This window comes from Escherichia sp. MOD1-EC5189, from assembly GCF_002966045.1.
GTDB lineage: Bacteria > Pseudomonadota > Gammaproteobacteria > Enterobacterales > Enterobacteriaceae > Escherichia > Escherichia coli_F.
On sequence record NZ_PTRX01000025.1, the window covers coordinates 54,429 to 69,464 of the forward strand.

The window sequence follows — 15,036 nt, forward strand, 5'->3', positions numbered from 1 at the left end:
GGGTAGTCATAATGAGTTCTGTAATGAAATTTTCTGTTGTTAATGCAGTAGTGCTGCTGTTGCTGATTGTACTTACTGGTGTTTTTTATATGAAAAAGTCAAAAGAAATTGCAGTTGTTAATATCGATACTATTTATAATCAGTCTACCGCCGGAGACATGGCCAGAAAGCATCTGAATGAGGTTAAGAGTATTCTTGAAAAAGGATATGAGGATGCGCAAAAAGCATTCGCAGATAACGCGAATAAAGAGGCGCTGCTTCTTGATGCCAGACAAAAACTGGAACGACAATATATTATTGAGGAAAATAGCGCAAAAATGGTGTTATCCCGTGCGATAGATAATGCCATAGGCACATGGAGAAAAGACAATCCTAAAAATATTGCCGTATTGTCTTCAGGTGTTGTGCTTGCGCATAACGAGTCAGCTGATATCACCAAAGAAGTCATGACTCTGGTTGAAAAAGAAAATCTGGTTTTTAATAAATTACCCAAAGTGGAAGTGCACAATAAGAATGAAGAGAAACCAGAACAAAGTAAGTAATCACTAGATTCTGACGATTTCCAGAAGGGAGATTCAGCAGGCCAGCATCTGTAATCATTCAGATTTGCTGGCTTGCTGCTAAATATGGTTGCTAAGAAAAATAGCAGGCCAGTAATTTATTTAGATTACTGAATATAATAATTTTTCAGGAACGGTTATGCTGAAGGTAGTATGTTTAATCGACACAATTATTTGCTGTGTCTAATATGAGGTGACATTTTTATGATCACTGACCAGCAAGACTGACCCGTATTGATTAGCCTGATTATTGGCAACTTATTGGGGTAGTCATTTTGACATCGAATGGGGGAGGTTTCCAGTTAAGTTCACGAATGCATGATGATTTACGTTCACATATCGAAGTACTGGTTGACTATACTAAGGATTTTAAGATAACTCACTGATTGTAAGTGGGTTATTGCGAGGGGGATGATAGATGGTGTCCCCTGCAGACATCTACTTGAGGCGGCAGGGGATTGATTGGAATGGTGTTTTTTAGATGTGAGAAATATTTTACCCGCTATTTTACCCATTGGCGCGGCTTAAGAGCTTATTTTTGAATTCACAATGGTCACGATATAACCATCTTGCTCGCCCGTGGATAACTTTGGCTTTTGGCAGGTCGCCGGACTTAATCCGGTCATAGATGAAGGTTTTACCGAAGCCAGTATCGGCCATGATGAATTTCAAATCAACCAGTGAATCAGGTTGTAGTTCGTGTTGCATGAGTGCTATCTCCGAATAGGGAATCGAACCTGCAAATCAGGCAATAAAAAACCGCATTGATGCGGCAATGGTAGGTCTGGATATCTTGAGAAATGAACGGGCCTCATCGAGTGTGAGGCTGTGGTTAGTCCTTGCGTAACTCGCTAATTCTTCTGTAAGTCTCTGGTGCTTTGTTTCCGTGTATCTTCATTTCAGACTTCAACAGAGCAACGAGAGAATCCCATTCGTTGAGGATGCCTTTGAATGCCGGAACGCGCTTTGCAACCTTGTCGAATGAATCCCTGATTTCTGGAATCTGCTCGACAAGCGCAACGCATCGTCGGAAATCGGCTGCGTCATGTGGAGCACCGAAGCTATGACCATAGATATTCTTTTTCAGTCCACATGCGATTGAGGCAAGAGTTGCGCTACTGATGCCAACATCGCCAGTCGATTGCCATTTCAAAACCTTCATAGCCAAATCTGACATTTCTTGTCTCCAATAAAAAAACCGCCATCAGGCGGCTTGGTGTTCTTTCAGTTCTTCAATTCGAATATTGGTTATGTCTGCATGTGCTATCTGCGCCCATATTATCCAGTGGTCATAGCAGTCGTTGATGTTCTCTGCTTCGATAACCCTGTTGAATGGCTCTCCATTCCATTCTCCTGTGACTCGGAAGTGCATTTATCATCTCCATAAAACAAAACTCGCCGTAGCGAGTTCAGATAAAAGAAATCCCCGCGAGGGCGGGGATGTTAAGTCGGTGGGGGTACAGTATGGATATCGAAAATTATTGCGCGATTCTCATTACTCCCCTGGGAAAACATTATCTGGCAAGCATACGTTGTTGATGCTGTTTCACAACACGTAAACGTAAGCTGTCATAGGCCCAATTGTAGAACATGGTATATGGTAGAAAGAAAAGGAAGAATCCTATCTCTAGTGTAAAAGCCTGTAACAGACTGACGCTCAGAATCCAGGACACCATAATGACGCCGATCGCGATAAATCCACTTTCAAAGCCCAAAGCATGGAATGCACGAACTTTTGCAGTTCGTTTTACCTGATGAGCAGGCCAGTAGCGATCAAATAGCATGTTATAGATGATATTCCAGATCATTGCAGTTGAAGCCAACAAGATAGTCATCCCGCCCATTTCGAGTATAGTTCGCTGCATTAACCATGCTGTGGTGGGGGCCAGAATCGCAGTGGCAATTCCTTCAAAGCAAATAGCGTGAAAAATACGCTCAAGTAACGATCTGTGTTGAATCGCATTATGTTGCATAACTTACCTTTCTTACAGTTTCGACCGCGTTATGGAGTTGTGAGATTTTTATCGATTTATGTGATATATAAAAGATAGATACCATCGAAAAAATTGATAGATTATGCGTTACTCACTTGAAGCGTTAAGTACATTTGTTGAAGTGGTTTCCTGTGGCTCCTTTTCTGCTGCGGCACGAAGATTACGTAAAAGTCAGTCCGCAGTCAGTACGTCAATTGCCAATCTTGAGGTCGATCTTGGTATATCATTATTCGATCGCTCTTCGCGAGAACCTGTGCTGACAGAGGAAGGAAAGAAAGTATTGAGTTACGTTCATGCGATTTTATCAGCCAGTGAACGTCTTGAGGAGGTGGCGGTTTCGCTTGCCGGAGAGACTGAAGCTCGTCTGACGTTTGTGCTTTCCGATACCCTACACCCTGACTTATTAGAAGACATCATGGTGCAGTTTGATAGTCAGTTTCCACATACTGAGTTAGAGGTTTTAATTGGTGAGGATGTCGATGTCATCGATCTTTTGCAAAAAGAACGAGCGCAGATCGGCTTAATTGAGTCTCGGGAACACTACCCCACCGATATTGGCTCAACCCGTTTACCGATGCAAGCGTGGATGGGCATTTATGTTTCGGCGTCACATCCACTGTCTGCAGAAAAAACAATCCAGCGGGAACAACTTCATTCATGGCGAGAACTTCGTCTTAATACTTATATCGATAACCGGGAGATGATTGCCCGTGGACCGGTTTGGTCTGCACCTAACTATTTGTTGTTACTCAGTATGGCCGTACAGGGATTTGGCTGGTGCTCTCTGCCCTGTGCTCTGGTTGAGGAGTTTGCAACAGAAAAACCGCTGGTTCAGCTCGACGTACCTGGCTGGCCAAAGGCAATTTCTATCGATCTGCTTTGGAATAAAAAATCGCCACCAGGCGCGGCTGGAAATTGGCTTAAGCATCATTTACAGCATATCAATGCCCCAAATAGTCGAACTTAGATTAGTTAAAATATGGAATCCTGAAATAATCTCTGTTGATATGTGGAGCCATCTTCCAGGCTCCCACCTAAATCATGTTAGCAGTTCCATTTTTTTGATGATTTCCGCATGAGCATCATCGTTATCCCCAGCGACAAATTGAATACAAAACCAGTGCTACCGCCATTGCAATTCCTACCGTTGCGAATGCTTCAGGCCAGCTCATTGATTCACCTCCTGCGGCGGTTCTGGTAGTGGCATCCAGAACAAGGCGTTCCCTAACCACGATAAAGTGCCGTCGCTCAACTCCACGTATTCCCCTTGCACCTGTCCTGCCATATACTCACCGTGCTTTGAATAAATTAAAATCCAATCATCTTGAGCGGGCATTCGCTCACTACAGCGTATCCAACCACCCGGAGTTACCGGAGAGTTGCCGCGTTCTTTAATGTGCAAGCGAGGCTCACCATCTTTTGGTTCAGGCCACTGGCGCTCCATGTTGATCTTCAATTTATCTTCCTGTAGTGGCTCGCTCCATTGCACCGCGATCTTCAAATCTGCGGATTACTTCCAGCAGTTGCATCGGCTCAATATCCTGAATTTCAAGGCCGCCGATGATAGGTAAAATGTCGTCATCAAACATTTTTGCAAGTTCAGTTGCATAGCCTACTGACCAGACTTGCTTCTTGTGCTCGTACCATTCCTTGTAAATCGCACTAAAGGAATTGTTGTTAGACGAAGCCTTTTTCGCCTTTACCGGATCGATGCCAACCGAGATGTCTTTCCTCGCAGTCCATGCCTTATCCCTTGCCTCCTGCAAAGTCATTAGCGGATATTTTCCTACGGTCAGGATTTTCTCCTTACCGTCAATCTTGTAGCGAAGCTGCCATACCTTTTTCCCGGATACAGGGACATAAAGGTACAGGCCATTACCATCGAGAAGGCGGTATGGTTTTTCTTTCGGCTTTGCTGCTTCAATCTGCTTAACGGTGAGCATGGGTAAAAATCCGGTGGGTAAAATTATTTTATCCACTTTTTACCCGTCATGGAGTGCGGCTGTCAACGATCTGACGCGAACCATTACGAACTGTGAATCTACGGAAGGCTTGATATTCAAGGGATTTTGCGGACTGGTACGGATGGGAGCGAACTGATAAATGGTGTCCCCTGCAGGAATCGAACCTGCAATTAGCCCTTAGGAGGGGCTCGTTATATCCATTTAACTAAGAGGACAATGCGGCATGAGTATACCCGCTAATGCTCAGCGGGGTAAGTACACTGCCGCTCGATTGCTTAAACCCTCGCCATTTATGCCGGGTTTTTATCATTTTTCTTAATGTTTTCCGCACGTTCTGCTTTTTGTCGTGCTTCTGCTTTGCGCTTGTTGCTCATGTCGTTACGGACCTGTGCATGACTCATTAACGCGAAGATAAAGGTGCCGCCGCAGATGTTTCCTGCCAGAGTAGGCAGCGCGAAGGGCCAGATGAAATCGCTCCAGTGCAGCGTGCCGTTAAATACCAGATAGAGGATTTCTACAGAACCGACAACGATGTGGGTGGTGTCTCCGAGGGCGATAAGCCAGGTCATTAATATAATCACTACAATCTTTGCCGCACCCGCTGCAGGAAACATCCATACCATAGTGGCGATCAGCCAGCCGGAAATGATCGCGTTGGCAAACATCTCACTGGGGGTGTTCTTCATCACATCCATGCCGATTTTTACAAATGCATCGCGAGTTTCTTCATTAAAGATAGGCATATATTCAAATGCCCACGCCGCAATACCTGTCCCGAGAATATTCCCCAGCAGCACGACGCCCCATAACCGCATAAGTAAGCCGACGTTGCTCATTGTCGGTTTTTGCATGACGGGTAGTACCGCAGTCACGGTGTTTTCGGTAAATAATTGCTGGCGGGCCATAATGACGATAATAAAGCCAAAGGTATAACCGAGATTCTCCAGCAAGAAACTGCCCGGCACGCCTTCCAGTTCGACATGAAATATCCCTTTTGCCAGTAGTGAAGCGCCCATCGACAGACCCGCCGCAATGGCTGACCACAGTAGCGCCATTGCGTCGCGTTCCAGCTCTTTTTCACCATCCTGGCGGATATGTTCATGAATTGCCATCGCCCGGGAGGGGAGTCGGTCTTCATCTATTTCTATTTTTTTGCCGCGTTCTTTTTCTTCGCTCTCAACTTCAATTTCGTCGCTGTGTTGATCAATTTTGTCGTTGTCCATGGTCTCTTCTCTTGAATTAGCACGTATAGCTAAAGCGTAGCGGCTTTTTTGCTCGCAACTGGCGGGAGTTACTCTGAAAATGTAGAAAAGGCTGTATTTGCCTTTTTCTGTTTCTATAGAATCAAGTAGCCTACAGGGCGTCGATTACCAGGCTATGATCAAATCAGCAAATCAGGGCGTCTGGACATCAGTTGACGTGCTGTTACAATCGCCCACACCTAAACAGGCGGATACGGTATCGTTCCGTCATGGATGGCAAACTGCATAAGCCATAAAAAAACAGGGAGACATTTATGAAGCTTCGCCTGTCGGCGCTTGCTCTTGGAACTACGCTTCTGGTGGGGTGTGCGAGTTCCGGTACAGATCAGCAAGGGCGTTCTGACCCATTAGAAGGGTTCAACCGCACCATGTACAACTTCAACTTCAATGTATTAGACCCGTATATTGTTCGACCGGTCGCAGTCGCCTGGCGTGATTATGTTCCGCAACCGGCGCGTAACGGTTTGAGCAACTTTACCGGCAACCTTGAAGAACCTGCGGTGATGGTTAACTACTTCTTGCAGGGCGACCCTTATCAGGGGATGGTCCACTTTACCCGCTTTTTCCTGAACACTATTTTGGGGATGGGCGGCTTTATTGATGTTGCGGGGATGGCGAACCCGAAACTGCAACGGACTGAACCTCACCGCTTCGGTAGTACGCTTGGTCATTATGGCGTGGGGTATGGGCCGTACGTACAATTACCGTTCTACGGAAGCTTCACGCTGCGTGATGACGGCGGTGATATGGCGGATGGTCTTTACCCGGTACTTTCCTGGCTGACCTGGCCGATGTCCGTGGGTAAATGGACGCTTGAAGGTATCGAAACCCGTGCGCAACTGCTGGATTCCGACGGCCTGCTGCGTCAGTCGTCCGACCCATACATTATGGTGCGCGAAGCGTACTTCCAGCGTCATGATTTCATCGCCAATGGCGGCGAACTCAAACCGCAGGAAAACCCGAATGCGCAAGCGATTCAGGATGAGTTAAAAGATATCGATTCTGAATAAGAAACAAATAAAAAAGGTGAGTCGCAAAACTCACCTTTTTTGTTGTTATCCATCAATTACCACAAGTAAAAGGAGACAAACCGACAATGACCCGGACGAATTATGTAAAAATACTGATGTTCGTCACTGACTGTTTCCGATATTCAGACGTTGAAAAATCAAAAAACTGGACAAATAATTTTAATTATCATCAAAATTAACACCCAACGCAGAGAGTTGTTTAATTTCACTTTGATATTTCATCTGGCGATTTTGAAGTCTTTTTTCAACTTTATCTTCGATTTCCTTAAACTGTTTATATTCATTTTGAGAATTGTCAACGTCAACTTCGTTAGCGAATAAAGTAGAAATTATTTCTTTTACATTATCGCGTCTAAATTTTGCATCGTCCACTTGAAAATTGTATCTTATTGCTCGACCTAAACGTTTAAAAACTTCGTTAGGTTCTCTCAGTCTTTCCCCGTTGAGCTCGTTTACAACCTGATGATCGGAACCTGTTGCAAATGACTCTGCCATGATAGCTTTACTGCTTTCAAACCACGCTGAAGCTTTCCTGGCGTTTTCACTACAATATTGGGTGAGACTATCACCATTAATACGAATTCCTCTTTGAATGTGGTAGTCGTCCTGATCGTAGTAACCGAGAGATAAGTAATCATTTCCGTTTTTATTTTTAATTACAATAGCGAGAGAGTCGCCTTTTTTATCTTTACCGTACCAGGTAAATAAGTCCGTTGGTTCGCTTTTCCCGCTCTCATCAAATTTCGTTACCGTATGTCTGAGTTTGTGCGATATTTTATCGAAGATAAAACCAGGATTTCCATCATATATTTCTTTTATTGCGCTGCAGATCATTTCCTTGTTATGGATATCATGAGTATTCTCTACTACATTTTCACTGATGATGGTTTGACCGACTTTTTTGTTTTCATCGTTTGCAGGTGATTTTGTTGGTTCTTGATTATTAATACCAATAATACCATCATCAGTATATTCAGCATTATTTATATCATCATGAGTCTTCTCAACTATGTTGTCATTAATGATAGTACGGACGAGTTCTTTGTCTTTATAGTTCGCAGATAATTTTATTGGTTCTTGGTTGTCGATACCAATAGTAATATAGTCTGTATCATTGGAGCCAATATCAATATAAGTAACTGAGGAATTATTGATAATTATTCTATCAAGTTCACCGGTTCCTCGTATGGCATTTTTTATAAGCTCAAGTAGATGTTTAATACAGGTACTTATTCCTTCCTTGCCATTAAAAAGGTTTTTGAACTCTTGTACTAATCCATTAACTTCATTATTGTTATTTTCATTGGTGGATTCTGTGTAAGTAGGGCAGGTATTGTTGATTGAAACAGCTGGTAGCATGATTTTATTCCACGTTGATTGATTTGTTGCAAATATATATTACCTAATAAAATAGACTATCAAAAAACGCTCATTTATTTAGAACCTATCTTTAATTTGAGTGTATGAGCGCATAATAGCCAGGGTGGTTTGAGTATCCTGGAAATTCAGAAAAGTAAACTCATTGAGAAGGACGAGCAGAACGCCTGATAATATGTCTTTCCCTTCAGGTCTGTCTGTGGATAACGCTTACAGATTTGCAAGGGCAAGCTGCCATCAGGCTGTTTGCAAAATTGTCTTATCTCAGGAGGCAAGCAATGAGGAAACTACTTTCGGTGAAGAGAGGGAGTTAAAGTCACCTGCATAGCAGGTGACTTTAACTAAGCTAACGCGTTATCAGAACGCGTAGTTAAAGTTCGTACCGAACAGCCAGGCTTTACCTTCAGACTCGAACTGATATGGCCCTTCGTTAATTTTCACGCTCTGGCCGTGCATATAAGAAACACCAACGTCGACTGAAGCATCTTTATTAAATGCGTAAGTCGTACCTGCACTCAGCCAGAAACGGTCCTGGTCCGGAATGGAGATAGAACGATTCTGTGCCGGAACTGGGCTGTCATCGAAGGCGATACCGGTACGGAAGGTCCAGTTATCATCGTAGTAATAAGTGGTACCCAACGCGATGCGGTAAGCATCTTTAAAGCCTTCATGTTTCTGGAACAGCGTGTCGCCACTCGTTGATGTCGCTTTCAGTTGCTGGAACTGACTCCAGCTGGTGTAAGCCAGGCTATAGTGAATTGCCCACTGCGGATCAACACGGTTATAACCCGACACTTCCCACATTTCAGGCAGGTTCAGCGTCAGATAACCCGACTGCGTTGCGCCACCTGTCGCGGTAGGAATTGGCAAACCGTAGTTATTAAAAGCCGGGTTAAGATCGCTGCTGTAGTTACCCTTGAAGTCAATTTTCACTTCAGAGCGGTAGGTCAATGCGTAGCGGTTGTTTTTATCCAGTTCGTACAGGATCCCGGCGTTCCAGCCAAAGCCCCACTGGTTACCGTTCAGGTGAGCGATTTTGGTATTACTGTCGATGCCGTTGGCGGTAGCTGCTAATGCTTGCCCCTGAGGAGTCTGCCAAGCAGGAGATTGCCTAATCTGACCAGCCACCAGTTGCCCCAGATCGCCTGCGAAACGTTCAATTTTCGCGCGAGCGTAGACGGCGTTGAAACCAAGACCAAAGCTCCATGCATTATTTAAGCGATATGCACCGCTTAAGTTCAGGTTCATGGTTTCGAGGTCGGTGGTACCACCGACAGAACCGCCTGCATAAGTATCGTTAAACTCTGTCGCCAGACCATAGTTAGAGGTAATAGAAGCCCCCCAACCAAATTGGTCGTTAATCGGTGCAACAAAGTGCATGTTCGGAACCCATGCCGTAGGCGCGATGTTATCGGCTTTCAGGCTACGACCAGACGGAGACGTTCCGCTGATATTTACGTCCGGATCAATATAAACCGCACCCGCAGAAAATGTCGGGCGGTCAAACATGGTAATCAATGCGGGGTTACGGCTAACGTTACCTGCATCATCGGCAATTGCGCCTTCCCCTGAATAAGCCCGGCCCAGGCCAGAGGAAGAAAATTCGTTTAACTGAAAGCCTGCCGACCAGGCCTGGGTGGAGATAAGTGCCACTGCGACTGCGATAGCAGACTTTGTAAACAGGGTTTTCTGGCTCATGACCATAACCTCAATGATTTATTTTTATACAAACTATGTTACGTACTGTAACAGGAGCGCGAAGTGTAGGGTCTGAGGTACATCTTAGAAATCAGACCAGTGGCGAGAGTATAGGTCGGACCAGATGGAATGTTGCAAGTATGTTTCTATTTTTTTTCAAATATGATCTAAGAAACGCGATCCAGCTGGCAAAATTTGGAGGTGGCGCACTCATGGATTCGGGTGAATTTTGTTTTAGATCATTTTTAAGTGTGATTTCGGTCACTTATCCGATTTTGCAGAATTAACAACTGGAGCAGCACTTTCCGGAAGCGTAAAATATCCACAACGTTTATCTGGCACCTTGGGTGCACATACAGAGGAAATCAACGATGAGTAAATGTAGTGCTGATGAAACCCCGGTTTGCTGCTGTATGGATGTTGGCACCATTATGGACAACTCCGACTGCACCGCGTCTTACAGCCGCGTGTTTGCAAACCGCGCAGAAGCAGAACAAACGCTGGCGGCGCTGACTGAAAAAGCCCGTAGCGTGGAATCCGAACCTTGCAAAATCACCCCGACTTTCACTGAAGAGTCTGACGGTGTGCGCCTGGATATCGATTTCACTTTTGCCTGCGAAGCTGAAATGTTGATCTTCCAGCTGGGTCTGCGTTAATTCCTCTCGGGTATATACGCCCCTGTCAGTTCATGGCGGGGGCGTTTTTATTTTCTCTTCCTCTTTTCTCTCTGTGTCATAGCTCCCACTTTCCCTTTTCTCCACTTGGCTAAATGTAAAAAAATGGTTAAGACTATGATCAGGTCAGACCACTTTATTTATTTTTACAGGGGAGTGTTATGGGTCAGGTTTTACCGCTGATTACCCGCCAGGGCGATCGTATCGCCATTGTTAGCGGCTTACGTACGCCTTTTGCCCGTCAGGCGACGGCTTTTCATGGCATTCCCGCTGTTGATTTGGGGAGGATGGTCGTAGGCGAATTGCTGGCACGCAGCGAGATCCCCGCCGAAGTGATTGAACAACTGGTTTTTGGTCAGGTCGTACAAATGCCTGAAGCCCCCAACATTGCGCGTGAAATTGTTCTTGGCACCGGAATGAATGTCCATACCGATGCTTACAGCGTCAGCCGCGCTTGTGCTACCAGTTTTCAGGCGGTTGCAAACGTCGCCGAAAGCCTGATGGCGGGAACTATTCGTGCGGGGATTGCCGGCGGGGCAGATTCCTCTTCCGTATTGCCCATTGGTGTTAGTAAAAAACTGGCGCGCGTGTTGGTGGATGTCAACAAAGCCCGCACGATGAGCCAACGACTGAAACTTTTTTCTCGCCTGCGTTTGCGTGACTTAATGCCCGTACCGCCTGCGGTGGCGGAGTATTCCACAGGCTTGCGGATGGGCGACACCGCTGAACAAATGGCGAAAACCTACGGTATTACTCGCGAACAGCAAGATGCGCTGGCGCACCGTTCACATCAGCGTGCTGCTCAGGCATGGTCAGAAGGTAAACTCAAAGAAGAGGTAATGACCGCCTACGTTCCTCCTTATAAACAACCGCTCGCGGAAGACAACAATATTCGCGGCAATTCCACGCTTGCTGATTACGCAAAGCTGCGTCCGGCGTTTGATCGCAAACACGGGACGGTAACGGCAGCAAACAGTACGCCGCTGACCGATGGCGCAGCGGCGGTGATCCTGATGACTGAATCACGGGCGAAAGAATTGGGCCTGGTGCCGCTGGGATATCTGCGTAGCTACGCATTTACCGCTATTGATGTCTGGCAGGACATGTTGCTCGGCCCGGCCTGGTCAACGCCGCTGGCGCTGGAACGCGCTGGATTGACGATGGCCGATCTGACATTGATTGATATGCACGAAGCCTTTGCCGCCCAGACGCTGGCTAATATTCAGTTGCTTGGCAGCGAACGTTTTGCGCGCGACGTACTGGGGCGTTCCCATGCTACTGGTGAAGTGGACGATAGTAAGTTTAACGTGCTTGGTGGTTCCATTGCGTACGGGCATCCCTTCGCAGCGACTGGAGCGCGGATGATTACCCAGACATTGCATGAGCTTCGCCGTCGCGGCGGTGGATTTGGCTTAGTGACCGCCTGTGCTGCGGGTGGGCTTGGTGCGGCGATGGTTCTGGAGGCGGAATAATGGAAATGGCATCAGCTTTTACTCTTAATGTTCGTCTGGACAACATTGCAGTCATAACTATCGACGTTCCCGGTGAGAAAATGAATACCCTGAAGGCGGAGTTTGCCTCGCAGGTGCGCACCATTATTAAACAACTTCGCGAAAACAAAGAATTACGTGGAGTTGTATTTATCTCAGCGAAACCGGACAACTTTATCGCCGGAGCAGACATCAACATGATCGGCAACTGCAAAACGGCGCAAGAAGCGGAAGAGCTGGCGCGGCAGGGCCAACAGTTGATGGCGGAGATTCATGCTTTGCCCGTTCCGGTTATCGCGGCTATTCATGGCGCTTGCCTGGGCGGTGGGCTGGAGTTGGCGCTGGCGTGCCACGGTCGCGTGTGTACTGATGATGCTAAAACGGTGCTCGGTTTGCCTGAAGTACAACTTGGATTGTTACCCGGTTCAGGCGGCACCCAGCGTTTACCGCGCCTGATAGGTGTCAGCACAGCATTAGAGATGATCCTCACTGGAAAACAACTTCGGGCGAAACAGGCATTAAAGCTGGGGCTGGTGGATGACGTCGTTCCGCAATCCATTTTACTGGAAGCCGCTGTTGAGCTGGCGAAGCAGGATCGCGCATCTTCACGCCCTCTACCTGTACGCGAGCGTATTCTGGCGGGGCCGTTAGGTCGTGCGCTGTTGTTCAAAATGGTCGGCAAGAAAACAGAGCAGAAAACTCAGGGGAACTATCCGGCGACAAAACGCATTCTTGAAGTCATCGAAACCGGATTAGCGCAAGGCACCAGCAGCGGCTATGACGCGGAAGCCCGTGCCTTTGGTGAACTGGCGATGACACCACAATCGCAGGCTCTGCGTAGTATCTTTTTTGCCAGTACCGAAGTGAAGAAAGATCCGGGCAGTGATGCTCCGCCCGCGCCGTTAAATAGCGTAGGGATTTTAGGTGGTGGCTTGATGGGGGGCGGTATTGCTTATGTTACTGCTTGTAAAGCGGGCTTGCCGGTCAGAATTAAAGATATCAACCCGCAGGGCATAAATCATGCATTGAAGTACAGCTGGGATCAGTTGGAGGGCAAAGTGCGCCGCCGACATCTCAAAGCCAGCGAACGTGACAAACAGCTGGCATTAATTTCGGGAACAACGGATTATCGCGGCTTTGCCCATCGTGACTTAATTATTGAAGCGGTGTTTGAAAATCTCGAATTAAAACAAAAGATGGTGGCGGAAGTAGAGGGAAATTGCGCCACTCATACCATCTTCGCTTCGAATACGTCATCTTTACCAATTAGTGATATTGCCGCTCACGCCTCGCGGCCGGAGCAGGTTATCGGTCTTCATTTCTTCAGCCCGGTAGAAAAAATGCCGCTGGTGGAGATCATTCCCCATGCGGGGACATCGGCGCAAACCATCGCTACAACGGTAAAACTGGCGAAAAAACAGGGAAAAACGCCAATTGTTGTGCGTGACAAAGCCGGGTTTTATGTCAATCGCATTTTAGCGCCTTACATCAATGAAGCTATCCGCATGTTGACTGAAGGTGAACGGGTTGAGCATATCGATGCCGCACTGGTCAAGTTTGGTTTTCCGGTGGGACCAATCCAACTTTTGGATGAGGTAGGAATCGACACCGGGACTAAAATTATTCCTGTACTGGAAGCCGCTTATGGAGAACGTTTTAGCGCGCCTGCAAATGTTGTTTCTTCAATTTTGAATGACGATCGCAAAGGCAGAAAAAATGGTCGGGGTTTCTATCTTTATGGGCCGAAAGGGCGTAAAAGCAAAAAACAGGTCGATCCTGCTATTTATCCGCTGATTGGCGCGCAAGGGCAGGGGCGACTCTCCGCACCGCAGGTTGCTGAACGGTGTGTGATGATGATGCTGAATGAAGCTGTACGTTGTCTGGACGAGCAGGTTATCCGTAGCGTGCGTGACGGGGATATCGGCGCGGTATTTGGAATTGGGTTTCCGCCGTTTCTCGGTGGCCCATTTCGCTATATCGACGCTCTCGGTGCGGCAGAAGTGGTTGCAATAATGCAACGTCTGACCGCGCGGTACGGTTCTCGTTTTACCCCTTGCGATCGTTTAGTTGAGATGAGCGAACGTGGGGAAAGTTTTTGGAAAACAACTGCAACTGACCTGCAATAAGAAGGTCAAAGTTATATGAATCCGCGCTGAATGGCTGAGTGTTGGTCAAAATGTAAACGCATATTGACTATACTTACGCCATTGAGGTAAAAAACAGCGTTTCATTCGGTGAATGGATAAGGCACAATGCCGGCCACCGTCGTGTTTCTCTGGTTTCAGATGAAACACGACGGGCGAATCTGGTTAACAAAAGCGGTGCAATATGCAAGTTTTTATCATGCGTCACGGCGACGCAGCCCTCGATGCCGCCAGTGATTCGGTTCGTCCTCTGACCACTAATGGTTGTGACGAATCTCGCCTGATGGCGAACTGGCTGAAAGGTCAAAAAGTGGAAATCGAACGTGTTCTGGTGAGCCCGTTCCTGCGAGCCGAGCAAACACTGGAAGAAGTGGCGGATTGTATGGACCTGCCTTCCAGCGTAGAAGTTCTGCCTGAGCTAACGCCCTGTGGCGATGTTGGTCTGGTCAGTGCGTATCTCCAGGCACTGACCAACGAAGGTGTCGAATCGGTACTGGTTATCTCCCACTTACCATTAGTCGGGTATCTGGTTGCCGAGTTATGTCCGGGCGAAACGCCGCCTATGTTTACCACTTCAGCGATTGCCAGCGTAACACTTGATGAAAGTGGAAACGGCCAATTCAACTGGCAGATGAGCCCGTGTAATCTGAAGATGGCAAAAGCAATTTAAAAGCTCATATGCCCGGTTGCGTACGCGTATACCGGGCAAATTTTTTCTGTCCTAATTGTGAATATATTTTACATATCACGAATTTTATTATCTTTCTTGTTATTGAATATTGTAATAACACAGTGGAATAATGGTTTTGTATCTTGAATATAAACTGTCTCTTATACACATC

14 protein-coding genes, 1 tRNA gene and 2 pseudogenes are annotated in these 15,036 nt (G+C 46.7%); 7 read left to right on the plus strand and 10 right to left on the minus strand.

Annotated features, from left to right (window positions below):
* Positions 1-23 precede the first annotated feature (23 nt).
* Positions 24-542 (plus strand): OmpH family outer membrane protein, encoded by a 519-nt coding sequence (locus ATB02_RS19330; RefSeq protein ID WP_198600587.1) that lies wholly within the window; start codon positions 24-26, stop codon positions 540-542.
* 525 nt (positions 543-1,067) lie between these two features.
* On the opposite strand, the gene torI is transcribed toward ATB02_RS19330, so the two are convergent.
* The 4 genes from torI to ATB02_RS19355 all read right to left on the minus strand — a co-directional run bounded on the left by torI (position 1,068) and on the right by ATB02_RS19355 (position 2,533).
* A complete protein-coding gene (gene torI, locus ATB02_RS19340; RefSeq protein ID WP_001163428.1) occupies positions 1,068-1,268 on the minus strand; it encodes a response regulator inhibitor TorI in 201 nt (66 codons plus the stop codon).
* A 124-nt stretch (positions 1,269-1,392) separates the two neighbouring features.
* The gene (locus ATB02_RS19345) at positions 1,393-1,737 is read right to left on the minus strand and encodes a hypothetical protein (protein WP_001281200.1); all 345 of its coding nucleotides are present in this window, start codon (positions 1,735-1,737) and stop codon (positions 1,393-1,395) included.
* A gap of 27 nt (positions 1,738-1,764) precedes the next feature.
* Positions 1,765-1,932, minus strand: coding sequence for a hypothetical protein (locus ATB02_RS19350; RefSeq protein ID WP_000545725.1), 168 nt, complete (start codon positions 1,930-1,932; stop codon positions 1,765-1,767).
* A 142-nt stretch (positions 1,933-2,074) separates the two neighbouring features.
* Positions 2,075-2,533, minus strand: a complete 459-nt coding sequence (locus tag ATB02_RS19355) for a multidrug/biocide efflux PACE transporter (RefSeq protein WP_103253410.1) — start codon at positions 2,531-2,533, stop codon at positions 2,075-2,077.
* Between the two features lie 103 nt (positions 2,534-2,636).
* On the opposite strand from ATB02_RS19355, the gene ATB02_RS19360 reads away from it, so the two are divergent.
* Entirely contained in the window at positions 2,637-3,521 is an 885-nt protein-coding gene (locus tag ATB02_RS19360) for a LysR family transcriptional regulator (RefSeq protein WP_105272112.1), read from the plus strand.
* 201 nt (positions 3,522-3,722) lie between these two features.
* Here the strand turns inward: ATB02_RS19360 and ATB02_RS19365 are convergent.
* The 4 genes and pseudogenes from ATB02_RS19365 to ATB02_RS19380 all read right to left on the minus strand — a co-directional run.
* A pseudogene (locus tag ATB02_RS19365) lies at positions 3,723-4,019 on the minus strand (dATP/dGTP pyrophosphohydrolase domain-containing protein); the annotation flags it as partial.
* Positions 4,015-4,497 (minus strand): annotated as a pseudogene (intS, locus tag ATB02_RS19370) (prophage integrase IntS); the annotation flags it as partial. The pseudogenes ATB02_RS19365 and intS, both read right to left, overlap by 5 nt.
* A 161-nt stretch (positions 4,498-4,658) precedes the next feature.
* Positions 4,659-4,733 (minus strand) — tRNA-Arg (locus tag ATB02_RS19375).
* 75 nt (positions 4,734-4,808) lie between these two features.
* Positions 4,809-5,741, minus strand: coding sequence for a formate/nitrite transporter family protein (locus tag ATB02_RS19380; protein ID WP_105272113.1), 933 nt, complete (start codon positions 5,739-5,741; stop codon positions 4,809-4,811).
* Between the two features lie 293 nt (positions 5,742-6,034).
* Here ATB02_RS19380 and mlaA point away from each other — a divergent pair, with 293 nt between their 5' ends.
* A complete protein-coding gene (mlaA, locus tag ATB02_RS19390) occupies positions 6,035-6,790 on the plus strand; it encodes a phospholipid-binding lipoprotein MlaA (RefSeq protein ID WP_000776770.1) in 756 nt (251 codons plus the stop codon).
* 180 nt (positions 6,791-6,970) lie between these two features.
* Here mlaA and ATB02_RS19395 read toward each other — a convergent pair whose 3' ends face one another.
* Positions 6,971-8,170: a hypothetical protein gene (locus tag ATB02_RS19395; protein ID WP_105272114.1), complete on the minus strand. Its 1,200-nt coding sequence runs from the start codon at positions 8,168-8,170 to the stop codon at positions 6,971-6,973.
* Positions 8,171-8,545: 375 nt separating this feature from the next.
* Positions 8,546-9,886 (minus strand): long-chain fatty acid transporter FadL, encoded by a 1,341-nt coding sequence (gene fadL / locus ATB02_RS19400; protein WP_032184728.1) that lies wholly within the window; start codon positions 9,884-9,886, stop codon positions 8,546-8,548.
* Positions 9,887-10,257: 371 nt separating this feature from the next.
* Here fadL and ATB02_RS19410 point away from each other — a divergent pair, with 371 nt between their 5' ends.
* The 4 genes from ATB02_RS19410 to sixA all read left to right on the plus strand — a co-directional run bounded on the left by ATB02_RS19410 (position 10,258) and on the right by sixA (position 14,864).
* Positions 10,258-10,542: a YfcZ/YiiS family protein gene (locus ATB02_RS19410; protein WP_001296261.1), complete on the plus strand. Its 285-nt coding sequence runs from the start codon at positions 10,258-10,260 to the stop codon at positions 10,540-10,542.
* 179 nt (positions 10,543-10,721) lie between these two features.
* Positions 10,722-12,032 (plus strand): acetyl-CoA C-acyltransferase FadI, encoded by a 1,311-nt coding sequence (gene fadI, locus ATB02_RS19415; RefSeq protein ID WP_032184727.1) that lies wholly within the window; start codon positions 10,722-10,724, stop codon positions 12,030-12,032.
* The gene (gene fadJ, locus ATB02_RS19420) at positions 12,032-14,176 is read left to right on the plus strand and encodes a fatty acid oxidation complex subunit alpha FadJ (protein ID WP_105272115.1); all 2,145 of its coding nucleotides are present in this window, start codon (positions 12,032-12,034) and stop codon (positions 14,174-14,176) included. The genes fadI and fadJ overlap by 1 nt, the downstream gene beginning before the upstream one ends.
* 202 nt (positions 14,177-14,378) lie before the next feature.
* Complete coding sequence (sixA, locus tag ATB02_RS19425) at positions 14,379-14,864, plus strand: phosphohistidine phosphatase SixA (protein WP_001195813.1); 486 nt, start codon at positions 14,379-14,381, stop codon at positions 14,862-14,864.
* The last annotated feature ends 172 nt before the right edge of the window (positions 14,865-15,036 follow it).